Source organism: Sphingopyxis sp., assembly GCF_050725615.1.
GTDB lineage: Bacteria > Pseudomonadota > Alphaproteobacteria > Sphingomonadales > Sphingomonadaceae > Sphingopyxis.
The window spans coordinates 1-6,713 of record NZ_JBOHHU010000136.1 but is presented as its reverse complement, the minus strand read 5'-3'; the positions used below and the strand labels follow the sequence as shown (position 1 = coordinate 6,713).

Here is a 6,713-nt window from a genome sequence, read left to right as displayed (position 1 = left end):
GGTCAGCACATGGTCGCCGATGTCGATATTGGCGGTCGCGCTGGCGTTGAGATTGTTGGTGTTGTCGAAATCCTTGGCCATGAATCCGGGGAAGCCGCCGGTCTGGCGTTCGCGGTCGGGGTCGTTCGCGGTCAGGAAACGTTCGACGGCCGTTCCTGTCAGGTCAACCTTGCCCCCCTCGACGCGGATCAACAGGTCGGCGCCATTGCCCGGATCGATCAGGACCGAGGCGCGGCCGAAGACGCTTTCGCGCTTGGTTTCGTTGCCGCCGAGCAATGTGTTCTCGATATAGCCGTCGCTGTCCTCATATTGCGCCGCGACGCGCACGCTGACCGCGTCGGACACCGGCCCCGACACCATGCCGAACAGCCGCGTACCGCCGAGTTCGAATTCATAGCTGCCCTCGAGCGTCGCGCGGAAATCGCGCGTCGGCCGCGCGCTGACGACGCTGATCGCGCCGGCGCTGGTATTCTTGCCGACCAGCGCGCCCTGCGGCCCGCGCAATATCTCGATCCGTTCGACGTCGAGGAAGGGTGCTTGGAACTGGCGCGCATGGCCGCCATAGATGCCGTCGACGAACAGGCCGACGGTCTGTTCGAACGCGAGGTTGCCCGGGGTCGAGCCGATCCCGCGGATGTAGAAGGCGTTGTTGCCCGGGGTCGTCTGGACATAGAAATTGGGGACGTAGCGGTCGAGTTCGTTGAAGTCCTTGATGCCAAGCTCGCTGAGCTGCTCGCCGCCGACGACGGTCATCGAGATCGGGACGTCCTGCACATCCTGTTCGCGCTTCTGCGCGGTCACCACGATGATGTTGCTGTCGTCCGACGCGGCGGTGTCGTCGGCCTGCTGCGCCAGTGCCGGGACCGCGAAAAACATCGACCCCGCCGACGCCAGCAATCCCAGGCGGACCGAACGAAATTGCGCTGCCTTGGCCGTCATCCACTCTCTCCCTCTGGCCGCCCTGATTTTGCCGGTGCGGTCCGTTGCGTCGACCATTCGTTTAGTGTTCTAAGCATATATTGTAAAGTAGGTTGACATAATTTTCGATCCGGGCGAGCATGGACTGACCGCGAAAGAGCCAAAAACCGCCACGATTTCCTTTCGATCGCTTCGCGGGAAGCGACGCAGAAAAATCGGATCGCGCGGATCAAAACCGGTCGATATCGCGGCGGGAAGTGAGAGAGAGAGGATGGCATCATGTTGAGCAGGCGGACCTTGATGAAGGCAGGTGCGGCATCGGCGATCACCGGGTTGATCGAAGCACCGGCACTCGCCCGTCCGGCAGCGACGACCGCCCCCAATATCGTCTTCATCCTCGCCGACGATCTCGGCTTTGCCGACCTCGGCTGTTTCGGTCGCGACGATATCGCGACCCCCGCGCTCGACGCGCTCGCCGCCGGCGGGGTGGCGCTGCATCGCTCCTATTCGAACAGCAGCGTCTGCTCACCCACCCGGCTGGCGCTGATCACCGGCCGCTATCAATATCGCTTTCCGGCGGGGCTCGACGAACCGCTCGGCGTCCACCCCGAACTGGGGCTTGCCGACGATGTCGTCACCCTGCCCGACCTGTTGAAGCGCGCGGGATACGACACCTCGCTCGTCGGCAAATGGCACCTCGGCGGCCTGCCCGACCATGGCCCGCGCAAGAGCGGCTACGACCGCTTCTTCGGCATCTATCAGGGCGGCGCCGATTATTTCGAGCATGGCATGACGATCCGCAGCAATTTCCGCCACGACCTGTGGGAGAATGAGACCGAGATCCGCCGCAGCGGCTATCTCACCGACCTGATCACCGAACGTAGCGTCGCCGAACTCGGCCGCTTCAAGGATACAGGGCGCCCCTTCCTGCTCAGCGCGCACTACACCGCGCCGCACTGGCCGTGGGAGGGGCCCGCCGACGAGGAGGTCGCGAAGACGATCCGCGATTCCTTCCACTATGACGGCGGCAGTAACGCCGTTTATGCCGCGATGGTCGAAAGCCTCGATCGCGGGGTCGGGCAATTGCTCGCGGCGCTCGCAGCCAATGGCCAGGCCGACAACACGATCGTGATCTTCACCAGCGACAATGGCGGCGAGCGTTTCTCGAAGGTCTGGCCGCTACGCGGGATGAAGGGCGAATTGCTCGAGGGCGGCATTCGCGTGCCGACGCTGATGCGCTGGCCGGGACGCGTGAAGGCCGGCACGCGCAGCGATCTCGTCCAGATCACGATGGACTGGGTGCCGACCCTGCTCGCGGCGGCGGGGGTCGCCGAACAGGACTGGCCGGCGCTCGACGGCCGCAACCTGCTGCCCGCGCTGCTCGACGGGACGGACGGGGCGCCGCGCCAGCTTTTCTGGCGCCACAAGGCGCAGGACCAGCGCGCCGCGATCAAGGGCTCGCTCAAATATCTCGCGATGAGCGGGCACGAGTTCCTGTTCGACATCGCCGCCGACCCGCGCGAGGTCGCGAATCTGAAGACCGTGCAGCCCGAGGCCTTCGACCGGCTCAAAAGCGCCTTCGCGGCATGGGACCGCGATATGCTGCCCTATCTGCCATCGACCTTCAGCTACGAGCTGCGCGGCAACGGCCACCTCGCGGGTTATTGAGCGGCGGGCTGGGAAATCTCGGGGGGCGGGCCCCAGTCGCGCGCCAGCGTGGTGCGCAGCGCATCGAGCGCCTTGTCGCCGATCCGCTCGCCGAGCGCCGCGTCGATCTTGCCCAATATCTCGAGCGCGTCGGCGCGCAGCTGCTGCGATTTTTTGCTGAAGGCGACGATCGAGGCGCGCTTGTCGGTCGGGTCGGGCTCGATCACGATCCAGTCGCGCTCAACCATCTCCTGCAGCATCTTGCTGACCCCCTGGCGCGTGATGCCGAGGTTGCGGGCGAGGTCGGCGGGGCGGCGCACCCCGAGCGCGATATTGGCGAAGGTCATCGATTGCGAGCGCGACACGGCGTCCCAGCCGCGCGCGCGCAGCGCCGACTGGAGACCCTCGTCGAACCAGTAGAAGGCGCGCATCACGTCGAGCATCAGATAGCCGTCCTGCATCGCGCCCGCTTCGCCCAGCCGCGCGGATTGCGCAACCAAATTGATCGCCGCCTGCGCGAGCGGGAAGAGATAGGCGCCGTCGTGGAAACCCAGCGGCGGCGACAGGCCGCGCTGCCACACGTCGACGACTTCGCCGATCACTACCGCATGGGTCGCATGGTCGACGATCGACACAGGACGCAGCACGATGCTGCCGCAGGCGTCAGCCAGGCGCGGCGGCCCTTCGGCTTCGGCCCGCCAGTCGCCGATCGCGAAGCGCTCGTCGGCCGCGACGCCGCCGCCGCAGCGCTGCGATATGTGCGCCTGGTCCGCCGCGAGCAGGTTAAGGCAAAGATCGGCCCCCGCCGCGACCGCGGCATGGGTCGCATTGGCGCGGTTGATGCAGACGAGCATCGACGGCGGGTCCATGCTGACCTCGCAAAAGGCGGTCGCCGCCATGGCGTAGCGCTGTCCCTCATGCGCGGCGGTCACCACCGCGACGGGACGCACCAGCGTGCGCAGCGCGGCGCGGAGGCCTGCGGCGGGCGATATATCGGCCTGATCTGTCATTCCCTCGCCATGCCCGCGCGAAGGATTTTAGTCAACCTAGTTGACATTATTCCTGCCTTCGCCCTATGCCGTGGCAAACAGGATGGAGATGATGATGCCCGAACGCCTCGCCGACCGCCGGATTCCCGCCGGCGACGATTTCCTCTCGCGCGACGAGATCGACGCGATCACCCCCGAAAGGCTTATCGCCCGGATGCAGGCGCTCAAGCCGCTCGTCGCCGAGCGCGCGGCCGCAGCCGAAAAAGAGCGCCGCCCCGACGACGATGTGTGGGCGGCGCTTCGCCGGAGCGGCTATTTCTACCTCTATGTGCCGCGCCGTTTCGGCGGACTCGAATATGATCCCGACACCTATATCAGCGCGACGCTGCCGATCGCCGAAGCCTGTCCCTCGACCGGCTGGACCGCCTGTTTCGCCGCCGAGCATAATTGGCTGATCGCGCAGATGCCCGAGGCGACGCAGGCCGAGGTCTGGGGCCACACCCCCTATGTCATCGCGCCGAGCGCCGCCTCGCCGCCGGGCATAGCGACCCCGGTCGACGGCGGCTTTCGCCTCAGCGGGCGCTGGAAATGGGGCACCGTCGTCATGCACGCCGACTGGATCATGCTCAACGCGCTCGAACCCGTCGAGGGCGGCGCTCCGGTGGTACGCATGATGCTCCTCCGCGCCGAGCAAGTCACCGTGCTCGACACCTGGCAGATGGCGGGCATGGCGGCGACCGGCAGCAACGACATAATCGTCGAGGATGTCTTCATTCCCGAGGCCTATCAGTTCGCGGTGCAGCCGGTGCGTTCGGGGCGCGGCAACGGCCGGGCGGTCCATGGCCCGGGCCTTTACGGATCGCCGATGCTGCCCAATCTATGCGTGACCGCCGCCATCCCGGCGCTGGGTGCCGCGCGGCAGGCGGTGCAGCTGTGCCGCGAGCGGCTCGGGCAGCACGTCAAGCTCGGCAGTATGAGCACGAGTGTCGAAAAACCCGCAGGACAGATGCGCCTGGCCCGCGCCGACCTGCTGGCGCGCTCGGCCGAGCGCACGATCCGCGCCGCCGCCCGCGAAAATCTGTTGCTTGGCGAAATCGACGAACCCGAACAGACGACCGAGCGGATCCGTCTGCGCGCCGAAATCGCGATCGCCGTGCAACAGTGCGTCGAGGCGGTGCGGACCTGCTGCGAAGCGGTCGGGTCGAGCGTCCATGCGCTCGACAATCCGATGCAGCGGCTTCTCCGCGACGTTCAAGTCATGCAGAGTCACATCGTCTACGACCTCGATGTCGCGACCGAATTGCACGGGCGCGCGCTGGTCGGGCTGCCGCCAAACTCGCTGCTCCTCTAGAGGAGGCCGGCGGATGGCAGCGGCGCGACGCGAGTTCTGGGGCCTCGACGACAGCATCGGCTATCTCGCGCGCATCGCGTTCCGGCGCTTCTCGATGATCGTCGATCGGCGGATTGCCCGCCATGGCCTGGCCGCCGGCCAGTTGAGCCTGCTCTGCAACCTCTCGGCCGAAGACGGCCTCGCCCAGCATGTCCTGAGTGCCCGGCTCGGCATATCCGAGGCCACAATTGCCGTCGCCGTGCGTCGGCTCGAGGCGCTCGGCCTGCTGGACCGAAAGGTCAACTGCACCAATCGCCGCGAAACGCTCGTTTTTGCGACGGAGCACGGTCACTCGGTGGCCTTGGCGCTTGGAAGCATCTCGAACGATGTAAATGTGATTGCCGCCCGGGACCTTTCACCCTGTGAAATCAGCACGCTTGTCGATCTGCTGAGCCGTGCGATCCAGAATCTCCGCGAGGAGTCTGAAATGATCGCAGGCAATGCGACCGACGGGGCCTGATCGACCCACAAGCGCGGGGGTAAGATCACCCCTTTTGGACATCAAGCAACGACTCCACTCACGCAGCGCGAGCAGAGTGGAATTACGGCATGCAAAAGACGTCCCGTTCAGCGCGATGCTGCCAAACTGCTCACGACAATATAATTCGGTCGCCGTGTGCGTGGCGGGGACGCTTTCCGGGGGCAGGTCAACGGAACTGCAAGCCTGAGGAGGTGAAGAATGCTTCGTCACGGATCGAGCCGCGCGGGTAAGGGTCGTCGACTACCGTGTTCCATCCATGTTCCATCCATGTTCCATGGACACGCGATTACACGGAGGGAATGGGCAGAAATATGAGGAACAAATCGGCACATTGCGCGGCACACCGACCACCACAATAATCATCTAAGCCATTGAAATCATGGTGCGCCACCCAGTCTAGAGCGAACCCGTCTCCGCCTGAAATTCCCTGTTCTTAGGGAATTAACAGGGAAATCATCAATTTTCGGACGCCCCTCTACGCCTTTTCGTCGCCCCTACTCCACGAAAAGCGCGGTTTTGAGGCCATCGGCGTCGAAAATTCCCTAAAAAATAACAGGGAATTCTTCTCGCGATAACAGGGAATATAATTGCGCCCAACAGGGAACGTGCCGCGCAATAACAGCGAATGGCCCCCTCATATCAGGGATGGATATTTCCATATGGAGGCGGCGGCCGGCGCAGCGCGACAGTTCGTGGACGCTCGCGGCAATGTACTTCGAGCGTCATGCCCGGCGTCCGGCCCCACAACCATAAAATTGCGGTAGGCCGTGCATTTCGAGCGATAATGTTCCGTTTAATGTCCTCCTAATATCTCTTTTTGTTCCTATGTCCGATCTGGGCAAATCAACGGGACAGGGGCATCATGATCCAGGCATCATCACAGCTCGTCGAACGCGACATTGCGTCGCTGCGACCATATGCGCGCAATGCGCGGACCCATTCGAAAAAGCAGGTCAAACAGATCGCGGCGTCGATCCAGCGCTTCGGCTTCACCAATCCTGTGCTGGTGTCGGACGACGGCGAGATCATCGCCGGGCACGGAAGGGTCGAGGCGGCGAAGCTGCTCGGCTTGCGTAAGGTTCCGACCCTGGCGCTGTCGCATCTGAGCGATGCCGAACGCCGGGCCTATGTGCTCGCCGACAACAAGCTCGCGCTCAATGCCGGCTGGGACAAGGAAATCCTCTCGATCGAGTTGCAGGGCCTGATCGACCTCGACTTCGACGTCGAGCTGACGGGGTTCAGCCTGGCCGAGGTTGATCTTGTCCTCGACGAGGCCGGGGACAGCAAC

Annotated in this window: 6 protein-coding genes; 4 read left to right on the top strand and 2 right to left on the bottom strand. The window is 64.4% G+C overall.

What is annotated here, in order from left to right:
* The coding region (locus ACREB7_RS20120; RefSeq protein WP_431594036.1) for a TonB-dependent receptor at positions 1–939 on the bottom strand (939 nt) is incomplete at its 3' end.
* A gap of 258 nt (positions 940–1,197) precedes the next feature.
* Between ACREB7_RS20120 and ACREB7_RS20115 the strand changes: the two genes are divergently transcribed.
* Positions 1,198–2,586 (top strand): sulfatase family protein, encoded by a 1,389-nt coding sequence (locus ACREB7_RS20115; RefSeq protein WP_431594035.1) that lies wholly within the window; start codon positions 1,198–1,200, stop codon positions 2,584–2,586.
* Here the strand turns inward: ACREB7_RS20115 and ACREB7_RS20110 are convergent.
* Positions 2,580–3,575, bottom strand: coding sequence for a flavin reductase (locus tag ACREB7_RS20110; RefSeq protein ID WP_431594034.1), 996 nt, complete (start codon positions 3,573–3,575; stop codon positions 2,580–2,582). The two genes, ACREB7_RS20115 and ACREB7_RS20110, sit on opposite strands and share 7 nt — an antisense overlap.
* A 94-nt stretch (positions 3,576–3,669) precedes the next feature.
* Here ACREB7_RS20110 and ACREB7_RS20105 point away from each other — a divergent pair, with 94 nt between their 5' ends.
* The 3 genes from ACREB7_RS20105 to ACREB7_RS20095 form a co-directional block, all read left to right on the top strand.
* Positions 3,670–4,905 carry an acyl-CoA dehydrogenase family protein gene (locus ACREB7_RS20105; protein ID WP_431594033.1) on the top strand — a complete coding sequence of 412 codons (1,236 nt, stop codon included), beginning with the start codon at positions 3,670–3,672 and terminating at the stop codon, positions 4,903–4,905.
* A gap of 13 nt (positions 4,906–4,918) precedes the next feature.
* Positions 4,919–5,404, top strand: coding sequence for a MarR family winged helix-turn-helix transcriptional regulator (locus tag ACREB7_RS20100; protein ID WP_431594032.1), 486 nt, complete (start codon positions 4,919–4,921; stop codon positions 5,402–5,404).
* An 883-nt stretch (positions 5,405–6,287) separates the two neighbouring features.
* Positions 6,288–6,713 (top strand): ParB/Srx family N-terminal domain-containing protein (locus tag ACREB7_RS20095; protein ID WP_431594031.1); only part of this gene is annotated, 426 nt, incomplete at its 3' end.